Origin of the sequence: Klebsiella grimontii, from assembly GCF_900200035.1 — a bacterium.
GTDB classification, from domain to species: Bacteria; Pseudomonadota; Gammaproteobacteria; order Enterobacterales; family Enterobacteriaceae; genus Klebsiella; species Klebsiella grimontii.
Map to the genome: position 1 here is coordinate 541426 of NZ_FZTC01000015.1, position 18566 is coordinate 559991.

The following is an 18566-nucleotide window of genomic DNA, read 5'->3' on the forward strand; positions in this document are numbered from 1 at the left end:
AGCTTTGTTTATCTATTAAAGCGGTTTTTGATTGGACGTTCAATATAAAATGTGTCTTAATTGTTGCCGATTTTGGTTCTAATAGTTGCAAAAACAGTAAGGAGAATGGATGACAGACCTTTCGCCGAGCAGAGAAAAGGACAAAATCAATCCGGTGGTTTTTTACACTTCCGCCGGACTGATTTTGTTGTTTTCCCTGATGACTCTCTTCTTCAGCGATTTTTCCGCGGCCTGGATTGGCCGCACCCTGAACTGGGTTTCCCGCACCTTCGGCTGGTACTATTTGCTGGCCGCGACGCTCTATATCGTGTTTGTGGTGTGCATCGCCTGCTCGCGTTTCGGTTCGGTGAAGCTCGGGCCGGAGCACTCGAAGCCGGAATTTAGCGTGCTCAGCTGGGCGGCAATGCTGTTCGCCGCCGGTATCGGCATCGACCTGATGTTCTTCTCCGTCGCCGAGCCGGTGACCCAGTATATGCAGCCGCCGGAAGGGGCGGGGCAGACCATGGAGGCGGCGCGCCAGGCGATGGTGTGGACGCTGTTTCACTACGGGCTGACCGGATGGTCGATGTATGCCCTGATGGGGATGGCGCTGGGATACTTTAGCTATCGTTATAATTTACCCCTGACCATCCGCTCCGCGCTCTATCCGATCTTCGGCAAGAAGATTAATGGGCCGATTGGCCACAGCGTGGATATCGCCGCCGTGATCGGCACCATCTTCGGTATCGCCACTACCCTCGGAATTGGCGTGGTACAGCTTAACTACGGCCTCAGCGTGCTGTTCAATATTCCGGATTCGCTGGGGGCGAAAGCGGCGCTGATCGTACTGTCGGTGATAATCGCCACCATCTCGGTGACCTCCGGGGTGGATAAAGGCATCCGTATTCTTTCCGAGCTTAACGTGGTGCTGGCCCTTGGGCTAATCCTGTTCATCCTGTTTATGGGCGATACCGAGTTCCTGCTCAACGCGCTGGTGCTTAACGTTGGCGACTACGTGAATCGTTTTATGGGCATGACCCTCAACAGCTTCGCTTTCGATCGCCCGGTAGAGTGGATGAACAACTGGACCCTGTTCTTCTGGGCGTGGTGGGTGGCGTGGTCGCCGTTTGTCGGTCTGTTCCTGGCGCGTATTTCACGTGGACGCACCATTCGTCAGTTTGTGGTGGGAACGCTGATTATCCCGTTCACCTTTACCCTGCTGTGGCTGTCGATGTTCGGCAATAGCGCGCTGTATGAAATCATCCACGGCAATGCGGCCTTCGCCGCCGAGGCGGTCGCCCACCCGGAGCGCGGCTTCTATAACCTGCTGGCGCAGTATCCGGCGTTTACCTTTAGCGCTTCGGTCGCCACCATTACCGGCCTGCTGTTCTACGTGACCTCCGCGGATTCCGGGGCGCTGGTGCTGGGTAACTTCACTTCGAAGCTGAAGGATATCAACAGCGATGCGCCAAACTGGCTGCGCATCTTCTGGTCGGTGGTCATCGGCCTGCTGACCCTGGGGATGCTGATGACTAACGGCATTTCCGCTCTGCAGAACGCGACGGTGATTATGGGGCTGCCGTTTAGCTTTGTGATCTTCTTCGTGATGGCGGGGTTGTATAAGTCGTTGAAGGTGGAAGATTATCGCCGCGAGAGCGCCAACCGCGACACCGCCCCGCGACCGATGGGCGTGCAGGATCGCCTGAGCTGGAAGAAGCGTCTGTCGCGGCTGATGAACTATCCCGGCACGCGCTATACCCGCCAGATGATGGAGACGGTGTGCTTCCCGGCGATGGAAGAGGTGGCGCAGGAGCTGAAGCTGCGCGGCGCTTACGTCGAGCTGAAAAGCCTGCCGCCGGAAGAGGGGGACAGCCTGGGCCATCTCGACCTGCTGGTGCATATGGGCGACGAGCAGAACTTTGTTTATCAGATCTGGCCGCAGCAGTACTCCATTCCCGGTTTTACCTACCGGGCGCGCAGCGGGAAGTCGACCTACTATCGTCTGGAGACCTTCCTGCTGGAGGGGAGTCAGGGCAACGACCTGATGGACTACAGCAAAGAGCAGGTGATCACCGATATTCTTGACCAGTACGAGCGCCATCTGAACTTTATTCATCTGCATCGCGAAGCGCCGGGCAACAGCGTGACCTTCCCCGGAATGTAGGCCGTCTAAACGTTTTCTGAAAAAGGGATTGAGCTGGTTAAGTATACAGTGAAAAGCGTAGGGAAGCGTATGATGGCGGCGGGTGCCTGAGGCTTTCTGCGTTCAGGCTTAGGTGAGGATTCAGAAAGACGAAGCCCCAGGAGATGTTCCCATCAACCTGAGGCTCACGATCCAACCCTAGCACGTTGGATAGTAGCCTCTTCTTCGCATGGAGGCAACGAGATGCTGACAAAATACGCCCTGGTGGCAATCATCGTGCTGTGTCTGACAGCGCTGGGAGTGACGTTAATGGTGCGCGACTCGCTGTGCGAGCTGAGCATCAAAGAACGTAGTATGGAGTTTAAGGCCGTTCTCGCTTACGAAACGAAGAAGTAGCCGGTATGCGGGGAGCTATCCCCGCTTATCCGCAGGCTGGGTAAGGAACCTTAAGGCACCTTTTTTCTGCTTATGGGGGCAGGATGGACGGCGAGAGAACATCGACCGGTTAAAACAATCGCGCCGCCACCCTGCATACTGCTTCGCCGGTCGCTGACAGTATATTGACATCCATACTGGCATTCGGTCCGTTCTACCAGCAGACAAAACCACCATCGACCACCAGGTCAACGCCGGTACAGAACGACGCGGCATCGCTGGCGAGGAACAGCGCCGGGCCGGCCATCTCCTCAACCTTCGCCATACGCTGGATCGGCGTCTGGCTTTCGAATTCGCGGGTCTGATGAACCATCTCAGGGCGGGTGTTCATCGGCGTGGCGGTATAGCCGGGGCTGATGGAGTTGACCCGAATCCCTTTGCCGATCCACTCCATCGCCAGGCTTTTCGACAGGTGGATAACGCCCGCCTTGGAGCAGTTGTAATGGGCCTGATCGAGGCCGCGGTTAACGATAATGCCGGACATCGAGGCGATATTAATAATCGAACCGCCGCCCGTTTCCTGCATCAGTTCGGCTTCCGCTTTACAGGAGTTCCACACGCCGGTGAGGTTAATATCGATTACCCGCTGCCACTGCTCGGTTTCCATCTCCAGCGCCGGATTGGCGTTGGCGATACCGGCGGCGTTGACGGCGATATCAAGGCGGCCGAAGCGGCTTTTTGCCAACGCCACCCCAGCGCGTAGGTCGCTGAGCTGGCGTACATCGCCGGTGTAAAAACAGGCCTCGCCGCCGATGGCTTCGATATTTTTGACGGTTTCGGCAAGGCCGCCGTCTTCGCGGAGATCGAAGCAGACGACCCGGGCGCCCGCGCTGGCGAGGCCGTAAGCAATCATTTGACCGATGCCGCTGCCCGCGCCGGTTACAAAGGCCACGCGGTCCTGCAGATTAAACAGCTGTTGGGCGAAATCTTTTGCGATCATAGTTATCACTCTCTAAAAAATATTCTTTAGCATGCCCGGAGTTGGCGTTCCCGGAGGCGGCGCGTTGCGCCTGTCCGGGCTACCAGACGGTGCTGATCTGTTATTTACCCGGATTGCGGCGTAAACGCCTTATCCGGGCTACAAAATTGTGCCGACCGGAAGCCCGGGTAAGGCATCAGCCGCAACCCGGGGGACCGCATTACGACATAATCAGGCCGCCGTCGATATTGATGGTCTGTCCGGTGAGGTAGCGCGCATCGTCGGAGGCGAGAAACGCCACCAGCCCGGCAACGTCTTCCGGTTTACCAGCGCGCTTCATCGGAATGCCTTCGACCCACTCCGCCATCAGCTCGCCCTTACCGTAGCGTTTCTGCTCGGTGCTGAGGATTTCGCCCCAGACGCGGTCGTTGTAATCCCACATTTCGCTTTCGATAATGCCCGGACAGAAGGCGTTGACGGTGATATTCCACGGCGCCAGCTCGTGGGCCAGGCTCTGGGTGATGCCGATCACGCCCATTTTGCTGGCGGCATAGTGCGGGGTGTAGATAAACCCCTGGCGGCCCTGGCCGGAAGAGGTGTTGATCAGGCTGCCGTGGTTCTGTTTGACCATATATTTGGCGGCCTCGCGGCAGCACAGCCAGACGCCGGTAGTGTTAACCGCCAGCACTTTTTCAAAGTCGGCTTTCGGCATGCGATCGTAATAGTCGATGGTGATCACGCCCGCGTTCTGGATAGAGACGTCGATGGCGCCGAAACGCGCCGCCGCCTGCTCGTACAGCGACTGCACCTGCGCTTCATCGGTGACATCAACCTGTAACGACAGGATGTCGGCCTGGTAGCGCTGGCGCAGGGTTTCCGCGGTTTCATGAACGCGCTCGGCGTTAGAGACCATCACCAGATTCGCGCCGTCGCGAGCAAAGCGCTCGGCAATACCGGCGCCAATTCCGCGGCAGGCTCCGGTGATAACCACCGTTTTATGTGTGAAATTTCTTTGCATATTTTTCATCCCTTATAGAGGCCGGACGGCAGAGCGTCCGGCGGGGTAATAAAGACGTGATTAACTGGTGGCGCCTGCCGCAGCCAGCTTCTCCTCATGACGACGCATCAGGATGACTTTGTTCTGCAGTTTTTGCTGGAACTGGTCGACGACGACGGCGGTGACGATAACCACGCCCTTAATGACCATCTGCCAGAAATCGCTGACCCCCATCATCACCATGCCGTCGGCGAGGAAGACGATGACGAACGCGCCGATGATTGAGCCGGTCACCCGGCCGCGACCGCCCGCCAGCGCGGTTCCGCCGAGCACGGTGGCGCCGATGGCGTCCATTTCGAACATATTGCCGGTCATCGGGTGTGCGGTTTGCAGCTGGGAGGCGACGATAAGGCCAACGAACGCCGAGCACAGGCCGGAGAAGGCGTAGACGAAGATTTTTGCCTTAACGATAGGCACGCCGGCCAGACGAGCGGCGGATTCGTTACCGCCGATGGCGTAGATATAGCGGCCCAGCGGGGTTTTGGTGGTCAGCCAGTAGCCCAGCAGCAGGAAGCCGATCATCAGCCAGATTGGCAGATAAATGCCCATCAGCGTCCCGGATCCCAAGGTGGAGAAACCGGTATTACCCAGCGCTTCCATGCCGTTAAGGTTCGGGTAGGTGCTGCCGTCGTTGAACAGCAGCGCTGAACCCCTGGCGACATACATCATGCCCAGGGTGCAGATAAAGGGCGCGACGCCGAAGCGGGTGATCACCGCGCCGTTCACAAAGCCGACCAGCACGCCGAAAAGCGCGACGCACAGAATCACTTCCGGCACGTTAAAAAAGATGACGCTGCCGTTCCACAAGGGCAGGCCGTTAGTTAATAGCGCCCCGGCCACCATGCCGCAGATGCCGGCCACGGCGCCAACGGAAAGATCGATACCGCCCGTCAGGATAACCAGCGTCATGCCGATGGCCAGCAGGCCGGTGATGGCCACGTGCTGGGTCATAATCAGCAGGTTAGATGTGGTCAGGAAATTCGGTACCATCACGCTGAAGAACGCGATAACCAGCAGCAGAGCGATGAACGTTCTGGCCTTCAGCAGGTACATATAAATCATATATTTCTGGTTCATGATGGGTTCCAGCCTGATTAATCTTGAGGTGTTGAAGCCGCGATTAACTGTTCGCGGGTTACCGCATGACGCGGTAAATCGGCGGTAATCCGGCCATCGGCCATCACCAGGATGCGATCCGCCAGCGCCATCACTTCATCCAGCTCCGATGAAGAGAACATCACCGCCAGACCCTGTTGGGCCATTTTGCCGATCAGGTGATAAACGTCAGTTTTCGCGCCGACATCGATACCGCGAGTGGGCTCGTCGAGAAACACCACCTCCGGCTTCGTCATCAACGCTTTGCCAAGCACCACTTTCTGTTGGTTGCCGCCGCTGAGCGAGGTGATGGGCAGCTCGGGGTCGCTGACCTTGATCGCCAGTTCGCGAATCATCTCTTTGACGCAGGCGATTTCTTTCTGCGGATTCAGCCACTTCCACGCCCGGCGAAAGCCCTGCAGGCTGAAATCAGAGAGGGTCATATTCGATTGAATCGACATCATCTGCACCACGCCTTCGCCCTGACGGTCTTCGGGCACCAGCGCCAGCCCTTTTTTCAGCCGCGCCTGGAACGGCGCCTTGTCGATATTTTCGCCGTTGAGATGGACGTTCCCGCCCTGGCAGGGCATCAGACCGACCAGGCCTTTAAACAGCTCCGTGCGCCCGGCGCCGAGCAGGCCATAGATGCCGATCACCTCTCCCTTACTTAAGGTAAAGGTCACATCGTTGAGCTTATAGCCGCCGCTGGAATGAAGCGCCGTCAGACCTTCAACCGCAAGTACCGCTTCGCCTTTCGGCGCCGGCCGGTAGTCGAAATGTTTTTTCTTATCGCCGACCATCTGTTCGATAATCCACGGAATACTGGCGTCGCTGACCTCGCGCTCGCTGATAAAGCGTCCGTCGCGGAAAATGGTGATGTGGTCGCCAATTTCCATCAGCTCTTCCAGACGGTGGGAAATATAGATAATGGTGACGCCGCGGCGTTTAAGTTGTTCAATGACGTTAAACAGGATTTTGACTTCCGACTGGCTGAGCGCGGAAGTGGGTTCATCCATAATTAATACCCGGGTGTCTTTTGAAAGCGCGCGCGCAATTTCCACCAGCTGCTGATGGCCGATGCCTAATTCGCCGAGCTGGGTGTAGGGATCGACATCAAGTTCCAGCCTTTCCAGTAATGATTTGGCTAACTCATATTGATATTTTTCGTTAATCTTCCCTTTTTGAAAGAATTCGTTAGCCATAAAAATATTATCCATGACGTTCATATTTGGGAATAAATTTAATTCCTGAAATATGATGCTGATTCCCTGCTTTTCAGCCTGGTGCGTCGAGCTAAGGGTCACCGGCGCGCCATCAAGAATAATTTGACCGGAGGAGGGTGTTTCAACGCCAGCAAGCATTTTCATCATGGTGGATTTACCCGCACCATTTTCACCGATCAGAACGTTTACTTTATTTCGATAGACCCGGTAATTCACGTTATCTAAGGCGACAACCCCCGGATAAACGCGAGATAATTCGCGGGTTTCGATAATAACTTCAGAGTCGACTGGTTGGGAATTGACGAGTTCTTGCCGCTGCATGTTATTGTCCTCCCAAACGAACAATTTTTGCTGGCGTAATATCAGGAATGTTCTGTGGAATATCCCAGGCCGAGAATACGCCGTACACCTGGACTGCTTCACCGGTTTTCACCTGCGCCGTCTGGATCATTTTTACCGCGTGTTCGTTAATCTTCCGGCTATATTCGCCAAACAGCACCTGATCGTTAAAGTCCTGATAGCTGGCGCCCTGATAGCCGTCGCGTAATAATGTGCCGCGCAGCGTCGGGCCAATTTGCACCACCACGTTGCCGCCGCGGGTATCCTCAATCGTCATTTTTCCGCTGCGCGAGGCGGAATCAATTTTGCTGATATTGCCTTCGACTTTGACGTAAAACACGCACGGGTTTTCGTCCTGAGCGCGATAGCCTAACGCTTTGCAGGCGCTATCAATATCTTTCGCCGCGCGCAGGGCGGTCATCAGCTCGGCGACGGGGCGAGCTTTAGCCACAACCTGGGGAACCAGCTGGTCTTGCCATGTCCGATCGATATCCGCCATATGCGGATTGGGCGGAGATTTAAGATCGGCCAGTTCCTGCTGAGAGACGATACGACAGCCTCCGAGCGCGAGAACGACCAGCATCAGCGAGATTTTTTTATACATAATACGCTCCTGTGCGCCCCGCAAGGGGCGCAACAACCCGAAATCAGGATTTGATATTGAAGTCCTGCACTTTGTCTGCATTGTCCTGAGTAATCAGAATTCCGCGGAACATCACGCGCTGCTTGGCCGGTTTTTCGCCTTTTTGCAGGTAGTTATCGAGGTCGGTCACCCCTTGAGCGGCGATGGCCTGCGCCTGAAGCATCACGGTGGCCTGCAGGGTGCCGGCTTTGACCGCGTCGCGTTCATCGTTGCTGCCATCGATACCGACCACCACCACGTCGTTGCGATTCGCCGCTTTCAGTGCGGCAATGGCGCCGAGGGCGACGGGACCGTTGCCGCAAATCACGCCTTTAACGTCGGGATGCGCCTGCAGAATACTGTCCATAATGCGTTTGCCGTCGATTAAGGTGCCTTTCGCGTCCTGTTTAGCGACGCTGACCATATCCGGGTACTGGTCAATCACCTGGTGGAATGATTTAGAGCGGGTCACGCAGTTATTATCCGCAAGGTTACAGGTCAGCTCGGCGTATTTTCCTTTCTCGGCCATTTTCTCGACAAATACGTTGGCGACTTCAGAACCGGCCTGGAAGTTATTATGGGTAATTTGCTCCAGCGCAATATCATCGACAGGAATTTCGCGGTTGATTAAAACCACCGGAATACCCGCTTTCTTCGCTTTTTCAATGGCGGCGACGCTGGCGGTGGAGTCGGCGTTATCCAGAATAATGCCCTGAACTTTTTTACCGATGGCGGTATCGATCAGCTCATTCTGTTTTTTGACATCTTCGCCATGCGACAAAATGGTGGTTTGATATCCCAGCTCTTTGGCTTTCTCGCTGGCGCCCTTGGCTTCAGAGGCGTAATAGGGGTTATCCAGCGAGTTTACCATGATCATGATGGTGCCTTTTTCTGCCGCCTGGGCAGCGAAAGAAAAGGCGGTCAGGGTAGCAGCGGTTAAAAGCGTTAAACGTAATTTCATGACAATTTTCTCTCTTGGTTGTTATTGTCGGGTACGGTGAAACAACGTAAGGCCTGTAAATCAAATTTATGGGCCGGGGGTCTCCTTTTGTTGATGAGTAAGGTGCGTCACGCGTTCGATTCCCTGGTGGGCGTCAGGCGGACGTTGCCGGTTTCCATAATGTTCTGTTCACCGCATGGCGCCACTCCTGCCATCTTTTCTGCAGGCGCTGGTGGCGGGCCATATCGGGGATAAATTCGCTGTGTTCAGTTAAAAACGCTTTCAGGTCGGTCACCGATCCGGGATTCAGGGCTTTGCGCGCGAGCAGGGCCGCGCCAATCGCCGACAGCTCGGCAACGTCACTGCGCATCACCGGACAGCCGAGCAGGTCAGCCTGATACTGCATTAACCAGTCATTTTTGGTTGGGCCGCCGTCGACCATCAGCGCCGTCAAGTGGAAGTCGTCCTGCTGGCGCATCGCCACCACGACATCGGCGATTTGATAGGTAATGGATTCCAGCGCGGCGCGAATCAGATGGGCGCGCTTGACGCCGCGGCTCAGGCCGCAAATCACGCCGCGGGCGCTGTCATCCCACCACGGGGCGCCCAGGCCGGTTAACGCCGGCACAAAATAGACGCCCAGCGTGGAGTCCACGGAGGCGGGCAGGGTGTTGAGTTCATGCGCCAGTTCGGCATCGGAAAGTTCGCTCAAGCCGGTGCTGTCCGCCATCCACGCTACGGCATCGCCGGTATGCGGAATATTACCTTCGAGTCCGTAAGTGATGCTGTCGCCGTCGTGCCAGGCGATGGTGGTGGCCAGCGCGTCGATATCGCACTGTGCGGATTTTACCGGCGCCATCACCGATGACCCCGTACCGTAGGTGGCCTTAACGCAGCCGAGTTCGCCCAGCGCGTGACCAAACAGCGCGGCGTGGGAATCTCCGACCATCGCCATCACCGGAATACCGTCAGGGATAGCGTTCAACCCCCGGGTATAGCCAAACAATCCGCTGGAGGGTTTAATCTCCGGCAGCGCGGCGCGCGGGATCTGGAACAGCGCCAGCATGTCGTCGTCCCACTGGCCGGTTTGCAGGTTCAGCAGCTGGGTACGCGCGGCATTGGAGTAATCGCAGGAGAACGCATCGCCCTGGGTTAAGTTCCACAGCAGCCAGCTGTCGATAGTGCCGAGGCAGATTTCTCCGCGCTCAGCCAGCGCGCGCCCCTCAGGAAGGGATTCCAGCAGCCAGCGCATTTTCGAGGCCGAAAACAGAGGCGCGATCGGCAGGCCGGTCACGGCCTTGATTTGCTGCTCTTTATCGCTGTGGCGCAGTTCATCGCAAAACGCGGCGCTGCGGCTGCACTGCCAGGTGATCGCGGCGTTGATTGGCTTACCGCTCTGGCGATACCAGCCGATCGCGGTCTCGCGCTGGTTGCTAATGGCTAATGCCGCGACGTTTTCTGCGCCAACGTGCGCTACCGCTTTCGCGATAACCTCCAGCGAAGCGTCAACCAGGACTTCTCCCGACTGCTCGACCCAGCCTTCACGCGGCGTTTGGATCGCCAGCGGCTGAGAGAATTTCACCACGACCTGGCCGCGGCTATCGAGTACGACGGCTTTGGCATTGGTGGTGCCTTCATCCAGCGCAATGATGAACTCTTTACGTGTTGCCTGCATTAGGTAGTCTCCTGAGTCACACTTCGTCCTGGCGCGGAGGGGGAAGGTAGGCACTCCTCTTGATCGCATTGCTTCTTAGCAGGCCATGATGTGACAATTCGTTTTCACTTTTTTAATCACTGAATATATATTCGATAGTGATTATTTATTTGATACCTTAGCCAGAAACTTCCCGTCGGGCTACTGGAAAAGTTATCAATTGTGCTGGCAATCACACTTATCCGATCGGCGAAGCGTTCAGGTACGGATGGGGAATGAGGTGATTTTAAGGTTTTATGTTATTGAAATATAATGTTTTATTTGCGTTACCTTTACGCTTCGGAGAAAGCGTAAAGGTTGTGGGAAAGCGTTTGAGTGAGGAAATTAACCGGCAATCAGCAGTCTGGCCGTTGGGTAATCGGTGATCAGAACATCGATATAACCGCCCGAAAGCGCGCCTTTGATAGCCGCGACCTTCTCGCTGCCACCGGCAAGGGCCACCACATTAGGACACTTTTTCACCTTCTCCAGCGCCATGCCGATCACAGGATCTTCATCATCGCGTAACACCGCTCTGCCGTTTTTATCGTAGTAGTGCAGGCAGATGTCGCCCACGGCGCCGCGTTCCGCCAGCACCTGGAGCATATCTTCGTGATAGTAGTTACCGGAAGTTTTGAGCAGCTGCGAAGGCTCAAGGATGCCAATGCCGACGATGGCGATATCGACTTCATCGAAGCGGGCAATGACGTCGGCGACATCTTTGCTGGCCACGAGGCGATTTTTCTCCTCAGTGGAGCCTTCAATGCTCTGGGAAGGCAGTAGCCAGGCTTCGCAGTTCAGATGCTGCGCCAGAGTCTGGGTGAGGATAGTCGCCTGCACGTTACCATTTGGGCCCACGCCGCCGAGCAGTTGAATCACGCCGTTGGCCTTCAGGTTTTGCGCGTGGACCTCATCAACCATTGCGCGGATAGTCGAACTCCACGAAGAGACGCCAATCAGATCTTTTGGTCTTAATCGCGTTTCGAGATAGTGGGCGGCGGCGGAACCGATGGCGCGCTTGATGGTGTGATCGCTGGCGTCTTCTTCGGTATCCACGACGATGGCTTGCTTAATTCCGTAGCGATCCTCGAGGCCCTTTTCAAGATTGAGGAAAATATTCGATGGCTGAACAACGCTGATTTTGACCACGCCCTCTTTTTGGCAGCGGGCGATCGCTCGGGAGATAAATGACTGAGAAAGGGAGAGAATTTGAGCAATATCGGACTGCTTTCGTCCTTCGAGATAGTAGAGCGTGGCAATCTTAACTAATAGCCGTTGTTCATCCTGCTTAGCCATATATTTCCCCGAAAATCATTTACGTGCAGCCATTATCTTAGAGCTCATTATCATACGCGAAAAGAAAAGACAGTTAAGTGTGATGGATATCTAACTTTCGCCAATCCTCAAAATCAGCTATGGACAAAAACAGAACAGTAGCCGCATAATTGAATAAAGAGTCGATATTGAATATATATTCATAGCGATTTCAGGTCAACTGAAAAGTGCCCGGGTGACGTCACGCCCGGTGGTAAGGAGGCAGAATGTTCCTGAGTATGATGCAGCGGCGTAAGCCTTACGATGCGTTGCCTGGGGATGTCTGGTTTTTTTAGTCCCTGACGGAATAAATATTCCAAGTTGAAAATAAATTCAGAGGTATTAAATGAATCCCTATAGCTATGATGTCCAGGCACTCGAGCGCAAAGCCCGCGCCGTACGTCGCCATATCGTCAGATTGAACGCCAACAGCCCTGCGGGTGGGCACACCGGCGCCGACCTGTCGCAGGTTGAACTGCTCACCGCGCTCTATTTCCGCATTCTGAACGTCGCGCCGGAGCGCCTTGCTGATGACCAGCGCGATATCTACATCCAGTCGAAAGGCCATGCGGTGGGCTGCTACTACTGCGTGCTGGCCGAGGCGGGCTTCTTCCCGGTTGACTGGCTGGACACCTATCAGCATGCCAATTCCCATCTTCCCGGTCACCCGGTTCGTCAGAAAACGCCGGGCATTGAGCTCAACACCGGCGCGCTGGGCCACGGTTTGCCTGTTGCGGTGGGGCTGGCGCTGGCGGCAAAAAAAAGCAACAGCACCCGCCGCATCTTTTTAATTACCGGCGATGGCGAACTGGCGGAGGGCAGTAACTGGGAAGCGGCGCTGGCCGCGGCGCACTACGGCCTTGATAACCTGATCATTATTAATGACAAGAACAATCTCCAGCTGGCGGGCCCGACGCGCGAAATTATGAATACCGATCCGCTGGCCGACAAATGGAAGGCCTTCGGGATGACGGTCACCGAATGTCAGGGCAACGACATGGCCTCGGTTGTCGCGACCCTGGAAGGGCTGCAGCAGGAAGGTAAACCGAACGTCGTTATCGCCAACACCACCAAAGGCGCCGGTATTTCCTTTATTCAGGGGCGCCCGGAGTGGCACCACCGGGTACCGAAAGGCGAAGAGATTGCACTGGCACTGGAGGAACTGAAAGATGAGTAATGCAGAACACCTGGCGAGCGTGATGGTTCAGGCCTTTATTGATGCGGTTGACCGCGGCGTCGATCTGGTGCCGGTCGTCGCTGACTCCACCTCAACGGCCAAAATCGCGCCGTTTATTAAACAGTTCCCCGGGCGTCTGGTGAACGTGGGCATCGCCGAGCAGAGCATGGTCGGGACGGCGGCGGGCCTGGCGCTGGGGGGGAAAGTGGCGGTTACCTGTAACGCCGCGCCGTTCCTGATTTCCCGCGCTAATGAGCAGATTAAAGTCGACGTTTGCTACAACAACACCAACGTTAAGCTATTTGGCCTCAACGCCGGCGCCAGCTACGGCCCGCTGGCCAGCACCCATCACGCGATTGATGACCTGGCGGTGATGCGCGGTTTCGGCAATATCCAGATTTTCGCCCCGTCTTCGCCGCGCGAATGTCGACAGATTATCGATTACGCCATCGGCTATCAGGGGCCGGTCTATATTCGTCTTGACGGTAAGGCGCTGCCGGAGCTGCACGATGAAAGCTATCGCTTTGTGCCGGGAGCGGTCGTCACGCTGCGGGAAGGCGAAGATATCGCGCTGGTCGCCACCGGATCGACGGTGCACGAAATCGTCGATGCCGCGCAGAGGCTGGCCGACGCGGGAATTCAGGCCAAAGTGGTGAGCGTGCCGTCCATTCGTCCTTGCGATACCGCCGCGCTGCTGGCGGCCCTGAAACCGTGCAAGGCGGTGATAACGGTGGAGGAGCATAACGTCAACGGCGGCCTTGGGAGCCTGGTGGCGGAAGTGCTGGCTGAAGCCGGCACGGGAATCCCGCTCAAACGTCTGGGGATCCCGGATGGCGAGTATGCGGCGGCGGCAGATCGCGGCTGGCTGCGTAAACACCACGGTTTCGATGCCGCTTCCGTCGCCGAACTGGCGCAGAAAATGCGCTGATTTTACGGCGCCTTAAACCGATAACCCGTGCGGCTACCGCGCGGGTTATGTTTTTACGGCGCGCAGATCGTGATGACGTATTCACCGGCCTTAATCCATTGCAGCCGATACTCCCCGGCGGAGAGCCGAAGCCGCAGATTTTCTTCCTTTATATACGTCACTTCAAAATCGCTGAAACCCATCCTGGCCTGGATAGCCGAATGGCTGGCCTTAAACGCGCTCTCTTTCGCCGAAAAGGCCAGCGTCAGCGCCAGTTCAGGCGGCAGGCCGCTGGCGTCCAGCCGTTTTTTTTCCGCGCTATTGATGATGCTGCTTTCCAGCTCCGCCGCCAGCGAAGGTGCCATGACTCGTTCGATATCAACGCCGACCGGCCGGGCGGAGACCACCGCCAGCGCGCTGCGTTCGCTGTGGCTAATGCTGCCGTACCACGGGGCCGGCCACAGGGGCTGGCGTTGGTCGCCAATGGCAGGGACGCCTTTTTCGCCCACTTCCCGCAGCGCGTAAACCGCGGCGATACGCCCGGCGAGATGCTCGGACTGCCGCTTGTGGACGCAGCCGCTTAACCGGGCATGATGCGGGAGCCAGAGGAGGTCTTCAGGCTGGAAGGTCAACGGGTCGAAATCCACCCGCTGCAGCGAGTGACCGGCAAGTTGAATGATCGAGTGTTGGATGTGCATCAGGCGATGTTAACAGATTCTCCCGTCCGCCCTCCAGGAGAAGAGGGCGGAGGGAACGGCCAGACAATCAGAAGTGGGTATTGACGCCCAGATACCAGGTGCGGCCTGATTCGTTATAGGTATTGGCGCCAGCGCCAGCCATATACGAAACATCGGTCAGGCTACCGGTGGTTTGCGCATTCCCCGCGCGCCAGTGGCGCTTGTCGAAGACGTTATCCACGCCGCCGGTCAGGCTGACGTTTTTGGTCACATCCCAGGTGGCGCTCAGGCCAACGATGCTGTACGGGCTGACTTCGTCCGTTTCAGAACCCACCGCCGGTTGGCCTTTGTAGTTATATTTCTTCGGCTGCTGCTTGCCGTACCAGGTGAAGGTCGACTGTACGGAAATATCCTCCTGAATCTGCCAGCTCAGGGTGGAGTTCAGGGTGTATTCCGGAATAATCGACAGACGATCGCCGGTCTCTTTGTTTTTACTTTGCAGCATATAAGTGATGTTATTGGTCCAGTTCACCGTTTCGCTGACCGGCACGTTCAGGGTGCCTTCCAGACCTTCAACCACCGCTTTCGGCACGTTTTCCCACTGATAGATATCGGTTTTGACGTTACCTTTCGACGTTTTTGCAATCGGCGCGTAGCCCGCTTCGATTTTATCGCGGTAGTCGTTGCGGAACCAGGTCACCCCCGCCAGCCAGCCATCGCGCTTAAACTCAAGGCCAATCTCTTTGTTGATGCTGGTTTCGGCTTTCAGGTCATCGTTACCCATCATGTAGCAACCGGTGCCGTTACCGCTGGCGTAGCAGCCCTGGCCTTTACTATAGAGAATATAGTTCGGGTTGGTTTGGTACAGGCTCGGCGCTTTGTAGGCGCGGGCGATGCCCATTTTTAACGTGAAGTCATCCCACAGACCCTGAGACAGGTTGAGCGACGGGCTCCAGTTGTTGCCGACGATCGTGTGATGATCGAAACGCAGCGCCGGCGTCAGCATGGTGGTGTCGGTCAGCTCCACGTTGTCTTCGGCAAACAGGGAGAAGATCTCGGCCTTCGAGTACGGGCTACGGCCGGTGCTGTCATAGCCATCGATATCGCCGCCCATAAAAGTCTGGGTATTTGACGCCAGATCCTTCATCCGCTGCTGATTCCACTCGGTACCCAGCGTCAGGTTCTGGTTGAACACCAGATCCAGAGGAATGCTGACTTCGCTGTGCAGCATCACGTCGGCGAGGTCGATATCGCTGAACTGGTTGCTGTTGAAGATACCTTCCGTGCCGCCCGCCAGACCTTCGCCTTTACGCGAGTTACGGGTACGTTCGTACTGCGCCCAGTTGCTGGTGGTCACGCCGTTATCCCAGCCGCCGTTCCAGGTGACGGAGTAAGTCTGGCGATAGAGGCGGTTCGTCTCTTTACCATAGTTCTCTTTCACCAGATCGTTAGTATTGGTGTTCTGCGTATCGCCCGCGTAGAGGTTGCCCTGACGGCTGTAGCCGGATTCAAACTCCAGCGACTGCATCGGCGCGAAATCCCAGCGCACGACGCCGTTAATGTTCTTATTTTTCACCCCTTCGCGCCCGGCAGGCATGGTATTGGCATAGGCGCCGGTACGCTCGGACTGATGTCCGTCGTTGATATCCCAGGCATCGGCCTGGGTTTTGTCGAGGTTGCCCAGCAGGCGGAAGCTGAAATCGCCGCCCAGCGGGCCGCTGAGGCTAAAGTTGGTGCGTTTAGTCGAGCCTTCGTCTTTATGCTCCGGGGCGTTCATGTAGGTATTCCATGAACCGTGCCATTCGCCGTCGCTCTTCTTGGTGATGATATTGACCACGCCGCCCGCCGCGCCGTTGCCGTAGCGCGCGGCCGCCGGGCCGCGAATGACTTCAATACGTTCGATCAGCTCCGGCGGTACCCATGAGGTATCGCCGCGGGTATCGCGCTCGCCGCGCCACCCCAGACGTACGGAGTTGCGGCTGGTCACGGGCTTGCCGTCAATCAGGATCAGGGTGTTTTCTGGGCCCATGCCGCGAATATCAATCTGGCGATTGTTGCCGCGCTGGCCGCTGGTGGAGTTGCCGGTCAGGTTAACGCCGGGCATGGTACGAATAATTTCCGACACGTCGCGCGCGGGCGGGCGTTTACGAATTTCATCCGCGGTAATGGTTGAAACGCCGGGGGCCTGCAGGTTCTGCTCGGCGGCGGTGACGACCATGGTTTCATCAGCGGATGCGGCTTTGCTATCGGAGACCGTTTCCGCCGCGCTCAGCGGAAAGGTAGCCCCGTAGATTCCCAGATTGACCAGCAAGGCCAGGGATTTGATCCTGTTATTCATTGTAATTCCTGCTTTTCGTCGCCGCCTTCCCCAAAGGCCCTTCCCGTCGGGAGGGGAGGCGGAATCAATAGTGCCGGTAGAGGGCAAAGGCATTCCATCGCTGGCTAAATGAGCCCTCTCTGACATGTTTATTTTTGAAAGACGCGCTTCCCACAGCGCGCTAATACGCTATTGCAAATGAAAATAGTTATCAATAATATTATCAATAAATATTGCGTTTATTAATGCGTTTGTTGATAAATGTCACGATAAACATAGGGTTGAAAAGGAATGCATAAGACAGGATGCGACGACTGGTGGCGCACTATCTCCGGTCCGCAAATAGAGGCCGTGGACGACGCGTATCGGGTGACCTTCTGGTGGCGCGATCCGGCGGGCGACGAAGCGTCTTCGGCAACCCGCCGGGTGTGGATTTATATTACCGGCGTGACTGACCATCATAAAAACGCCGTGCCGCAAACGCTGCAGCGCATTCCCGGCACCGATGCCTGGCGCTGGCAAACCACGCTTTCTCCCACCTGGCGCGGCAGCTACTGCTTTATCCCTTCCGCGCGCGACGACGACTTTTCTCCTCAGCTTTTTAACGGCGACGGCCCGGACCGCGCGCTGCTGCGCGAAGGCTGGCGCAGGCTGCTGCCGCGGGCGATTGCCGACCCGCTCAATCCGCAAAGCTGGAAGGGCGGGCGCGGTCACGCGGTCTCCGCGCTGGAGCTGCCGGAAGCCCCGGAGCAGCCGGGCTGGGCGCTGCGTGAAGAACCTTATCAGCCTCCGATCTGCATTGAGTGGCGCAGCCAGCGGCTCGGCAACCGCAGACGAATATGGGTTTACGCCACCGGCGACGCGCAGCCGCAGCAGCGCCCGCTGGCGATCCTGCTCGACGGCCAGTTCTGGGCCGAAAGTATGCCGGTATGGTCGCCGCTGGCGGGCTTAACCCGCGAAAAACGGCTGCCGCCGGCGGTTTATCTGCTGATTGACGCGATTGATAACCCGCACCGGGCCGCAGAGTTGCCCTGCAATGACGCGTTCTGGCTGGCGGTACAGGAAGAGCTGCTGCCAATGGTTCACCGACTAGCGCCTTTCAGCGATCGCGCCGATCGCACGGTGGTGGCGGGTCAGAGCTTTGGCGGCCTGGCCGCGATGTTCGCCGCCCTCTACTGGCCCCAGCGCTTTGGCTGCGTGCTCAGCCAGTCCGGCTCCTACTGGTGGCCGCATCGCGGCGGCGCGCAGACGGGCCTGCTGATTGACCGCCTGAGCCGCGGCGAAATACAGCCGCAAGGGCTACGTATCTGGCTGGAAGCCGGTCTTCGCGAGCCGATCATTTTTCGCGCCAACCAGGCGCTGCTGGCGCATCTGGAACAGCAGACGATTTTCTGGCGTCAGGTTGATGGCGGGCATGATGCGCTGTGCTGGCGCGGCGGGCTGACGGCGGGGCTCATCCAGCTGTGGCAGCCTTTATGCCGTGACGAGTAGCAACGCGCGCTTTACGAGGAATTTGACATGCAATTCAGTAATCCCTTCGACAATCCACAAGGGCAGTTTTACATCCTGCGCAATGAGCAGCAGCAGTACAGCCTGTGGCCGCACCACTGCGCGCTGCCGCAAGGCTGGTCGGTAGAGTGCCCGCCGCAGTCGTTAGAGGCGTGCAACGCCTGGCTGGCGGCGAACTGGTCTACCTTGACCCCCGCCCACCATGCGTCCTGAGGAGCCG

16 protein-coding genes are annotated in these 18566 nt (G+C 57.0%); 6 read left to right on the forward strand and 10 right to left on the reverse strand.

The genetic code is table 11. The annotated features are described in order from the left end of the window. The first annotated feature begins 109 nt into the window (after positions 1–109). Together KOSB73_RS10295 and KOSB73_RS10300 are read left to right on the forward strand one after the other, a co-directional pair. Positions 110–2143 (forward strand): choline transporter, encoded by a 2034-nt coding sequence (locus tag KOSB73_RS10295; protein WP_098140487.1) that lies wholly within the window; start codon positions 110–112, stop codon positions 2141–2143. Between the two features lie 222 nt (positions 2144–2365). Beyond that, positions 2366–2518 (forward strand): Hok/Gef family protein, encoded by a 153-nt coding sequence (locus KOSB73_RS10300; RefSeq protein ID WP_004132237.1) that lies wholly within the window; start codon positions 2366–2368, stop codon positions 2516–2518. Positions 2519–2711: 193 nt separating this feature from the next. On the opposite strand, the gene KOSB73_RS10305 is transcribed toward KOSB73_RS10300, so the two are convergent. The 8 genes from KOSB73_RS10305 to KOSB73_RS10340 form a co-directional block, all read right to left on the reverse strand. Next, positions 2712–3497 carry an SDR family oxidoreductase gene (locus tag KOSB73_RS10305; RefSeq protein WP_004130297.1) on the reverse strand — a complete coding sequence of 262 codons (786 nt, stop codon included), beginning with the start codon at positions 3495–3497 and terminating at the stop codon, positions 2712–2714. Between the two features lie 199 nt (positions 3498–3696). Then, positions 3697–4494: an SDR family oxidoreductase gene (locus KOSB73_RS10310; RefSeq protein ID WP_004132240.1), complete on the reverse strand. Its 798-nt coding sequence runs from the start codon at positions 4492–4494 to the stop codon at positions 3697–3699. A gap of 60 nt (positions 4495–4554) precedes the next feature. Then, positions 4555–5610: an ABC transporter permease gene (locus KOSB73_RS10315; protein ID WP_004100048.1), complete on the reverse strand. Its 1056-nt coding sequence runs from the start codon at positions 5608–5610 to the stop codon at positions 4555–4557. A gap of 17 nt (positions 5611–5627) precedes the next feature. Beyond that, complete coding sequence (locus KOSB73_RS10320) at positions 5628–7172, reverse strand: sugar ABC transporter ATP-binding protein (RefSeq protein ID WP_098140488.1); 1545 nt, start codon at positions 7170–7172, stop codon at positions 5628–5630. A gap of 1 nt (position 7173) precedes the next feature. Further along, positions 7174–7794, reverse strand: a complete 621-nt coding sequence (locus tag KOSB73_RS10325) for a DUF2291 family protein (RefSeq protein ID WP_004135472.1) — start codon at positions 7792–7794, stop codon at positions 7174–7176. 43 nt (positions 7795–7837) lie between these two features. Next, a complete protein-coding gene (locus KOSB73_RS10330; protein ID WP_004130307.1) occupies positions 7838–8773 on the reverse strand; it encodes a D-ribose ABC transporter substrate-binding protein in 936 nt (311 codons plus the stop codon). Positions 8774–8906: 133 nt separating this feature from the next. Further along, positions 8907–10427 (reverse strand): FGGY family carbohydrate kinase, encoded by a 1521-nt coding sequence (locus tag KOSB73_RS10335; protein WP_004135470.1) that lies wholly within the window; start codon positions 10425–10427, stop codon positions 8907–8909. A gap of 363 nt (positions 10428–10790) precedes the next feature. Next, positions 10791–11741, reverse strand: coding sequence for a sugar-binding transcriptional regulator (locus tag KOSB73_RS10340; protein WP_024358850.1), 951 nt, complete (start codon positions 11739–11741; stop codon positions 10791–10793). Between the two features lie 364 nt (positions 11742–12105). On the opposite strand from KOSB73_RS10340, the gene KOSB73_RS10345 reads away from it, so the two are divergent. Both KOSB73_RS10345 and KOSB73_RS10350 read left to right on the forward strand, forming a co-directional pair. Beyond that, a complete protein-coding gene (locus tag KOSB73_RS10345) occupies positions 12106–12936 on the forward strand; it encodes a transketolase (protein ID WP_082237457.1) in 831 nt (276 codons plus the stop codon). Beyond that, the gene (locus KOSB73_RS10350) at positions 12929–13864 is read left to right on the forward strand and encodes a transketolase family protein (protein ID WP_098140489.1); all 936 of its coding nucleotides are present in this window, start codon (positions 12929–12931) and stop codon (positions 13862–13864) included. The genes KOSB73_RS10345 and KOSB73_RS10350 overlap by 8 nt, the downstream gene beginning before the upstream one ends. Positions 13865–13917: 53 nt before the next feature. Here the strand turns inward: KOSB73_RS10350 and entD are convergent, their stop codons facing one another. Together entD and KOSB73_RS10360 are read right to left on the reverse strand one after the other, a co-directional pair. After that, a complete protein-coding gene (gene entD / locus KOSB73_RS10355; RefSeq protein ID WP_098067114.1) occupies positions 13918–14541 on the reverse strand; it encodes an enterobactin synthase subunit EntD in 624 nt (207 codons plus the stop codon). Between the two features lie 67 nt (positions 14542–14608). Then, a complete protein-coding gene (locus KOSB73_RS10360) occupies positions 14609–16858 on the reverse strand; it encodes a TonB-dependent siderophore receptor (protein WP_082237455.1) in 2250 nt (749 codons plus the stop codon). Positions 16859–17128: 270 nt separating this feature from the next. On the opposite strand from KOSB73_RS10360, the gene fes reads away from it, so the two are divergent. Together fes and KOSB73_RS10375 are read left to right on the forward strand one after the other, a co-directional pair. After that, a complete protein-coding gene (fes, locus tag KOSB73_RS10370) occupies positions 17129–18328 on the forward strand; it encodes an enterochelin esterase (RefSeq protein WP_098140490.1) in 1200 nt (399 codons plus the stop codon). Between the two features lie 27 nt (positions 18329–18355). Next, positions 18356–18559 (forward strand): MbtH family protein, encoded by a 204-nt coding sequence (locus KOSB73_RS10375; RefSeq protein ID WP_024358846.1) that lies wholly within the window; start codon positions 18356–18358, stop codon positions 18557–18559. The last annotated feature ends 7 nt before the right edge of the window (positions 18560–18566 follow it).

Coding starts and splice junctions, on each gene's coding strand:
- KOSB73_RS10360 (WP_082237455.1), bottom strand. CDS start 16,858: ATGAATAACAGGATCAAATCCCTGGCCTTGCTGGTCAATCTGGGAATC.
- KOSB73_RS10335 (WP_004135470.1), bottom strand. CDS start 10,427: ATGCAGGCAACACGTAAAGAGTTCATCATTGCGCTGGATGAAGGCACC.
- KOSB73_RS10345 (WP_082237457.1), top strand. CDS start 12,106: ATGAATCCCTATAGCTATGATGTCCAGGCACTCGAGCGCAAAGCCCGC.
- fes (WP_098140490.1), top strand. CDS start 17,129: ATGCATAAGACAGGATGCGACGACTGGTGGCGCACTATCTCCGGTCCG.
- KOSB73_RS10340 (WP_024358850.1), bottom strand. CDS start 11,741: ATGGCTAAGCAGGATGAACAACGGCTATTAGTTAAGATTGCCACGCTC.
- KOSB73_RS10315 (WP_004100048.1), bottom strand. CDS start 5,610: ATGAACCAGAAATATATGATTTATATGTACCTGCTGAAGGCCAGAACG.
- KOSB73_RS10330 (WP_004130307.1), bottom strand. CDS start 8,773: ATGAAATTACGTTTAACGCTTTTAACCGCTGCTACCCTGACCGCCTTT.
- KOSB73_RS10300 (WP_004132237.1), top strand. CDS start 2,366: ATGCTGACAAAATACGCCCTGGTGGCAATCATCGTGCTGTGTCTGACA.
- entD (WP_098067114.1), bottom strand. CDS start 14,541: ATGCACATCCAACACTCGATCATTCAACTTGCCGGTCACTCGCTGCAG.
- KOSB73_RS10295 (WP_098140487.1), top strand. CDS start 110: ATGACAGACCTTTCGCCGAGCAGAGAAAAGGACAAAATCAATCCGGTG.
- KOSB73_RS10310 (WP_004132240.1), bottom strand. CDS start 4,494: ATGCAAAGAAATTTCACACATAAAACGGTGGTTATCACCGGAGCCTGC.
- KOSB73_RS10305 (WP_004130297.1), bottom strand. CDS start 3,497: ATGATCGCAAAAGATTTCGCCCAACAGCTGTTTAATCTGCAGGACCGC.
- KOSB73_RS10350 (WP_098140489.1), top strand. CDS start 12,929: ATGAGTAATGCAGAACACCTGGCGAGCGTGATGGTTCAGGCCTTTATT.
- KOSB73_RS10375 (WP_024358846.1), top strand. CDS start 18,356: ATGCAATTCAGTAATCCCTTCGACAATCCACAAGGGCAGTTTTACATC.
- KOSB73_RS10320 (WP_098140488.1), bottom strand. CDS start 7,172: ATGCAGCGGCAAGAACTCGTCAATTCCCAACCAGTCGACTCTGAAGTT.
- KOSB73_RS10325 (WP_004135472.1), bottom strand. CDS start 7,794: ATGTATAAAAAAATCTCGCTGATGCTGGTCGTTCTCGCGCTCGGAGGC.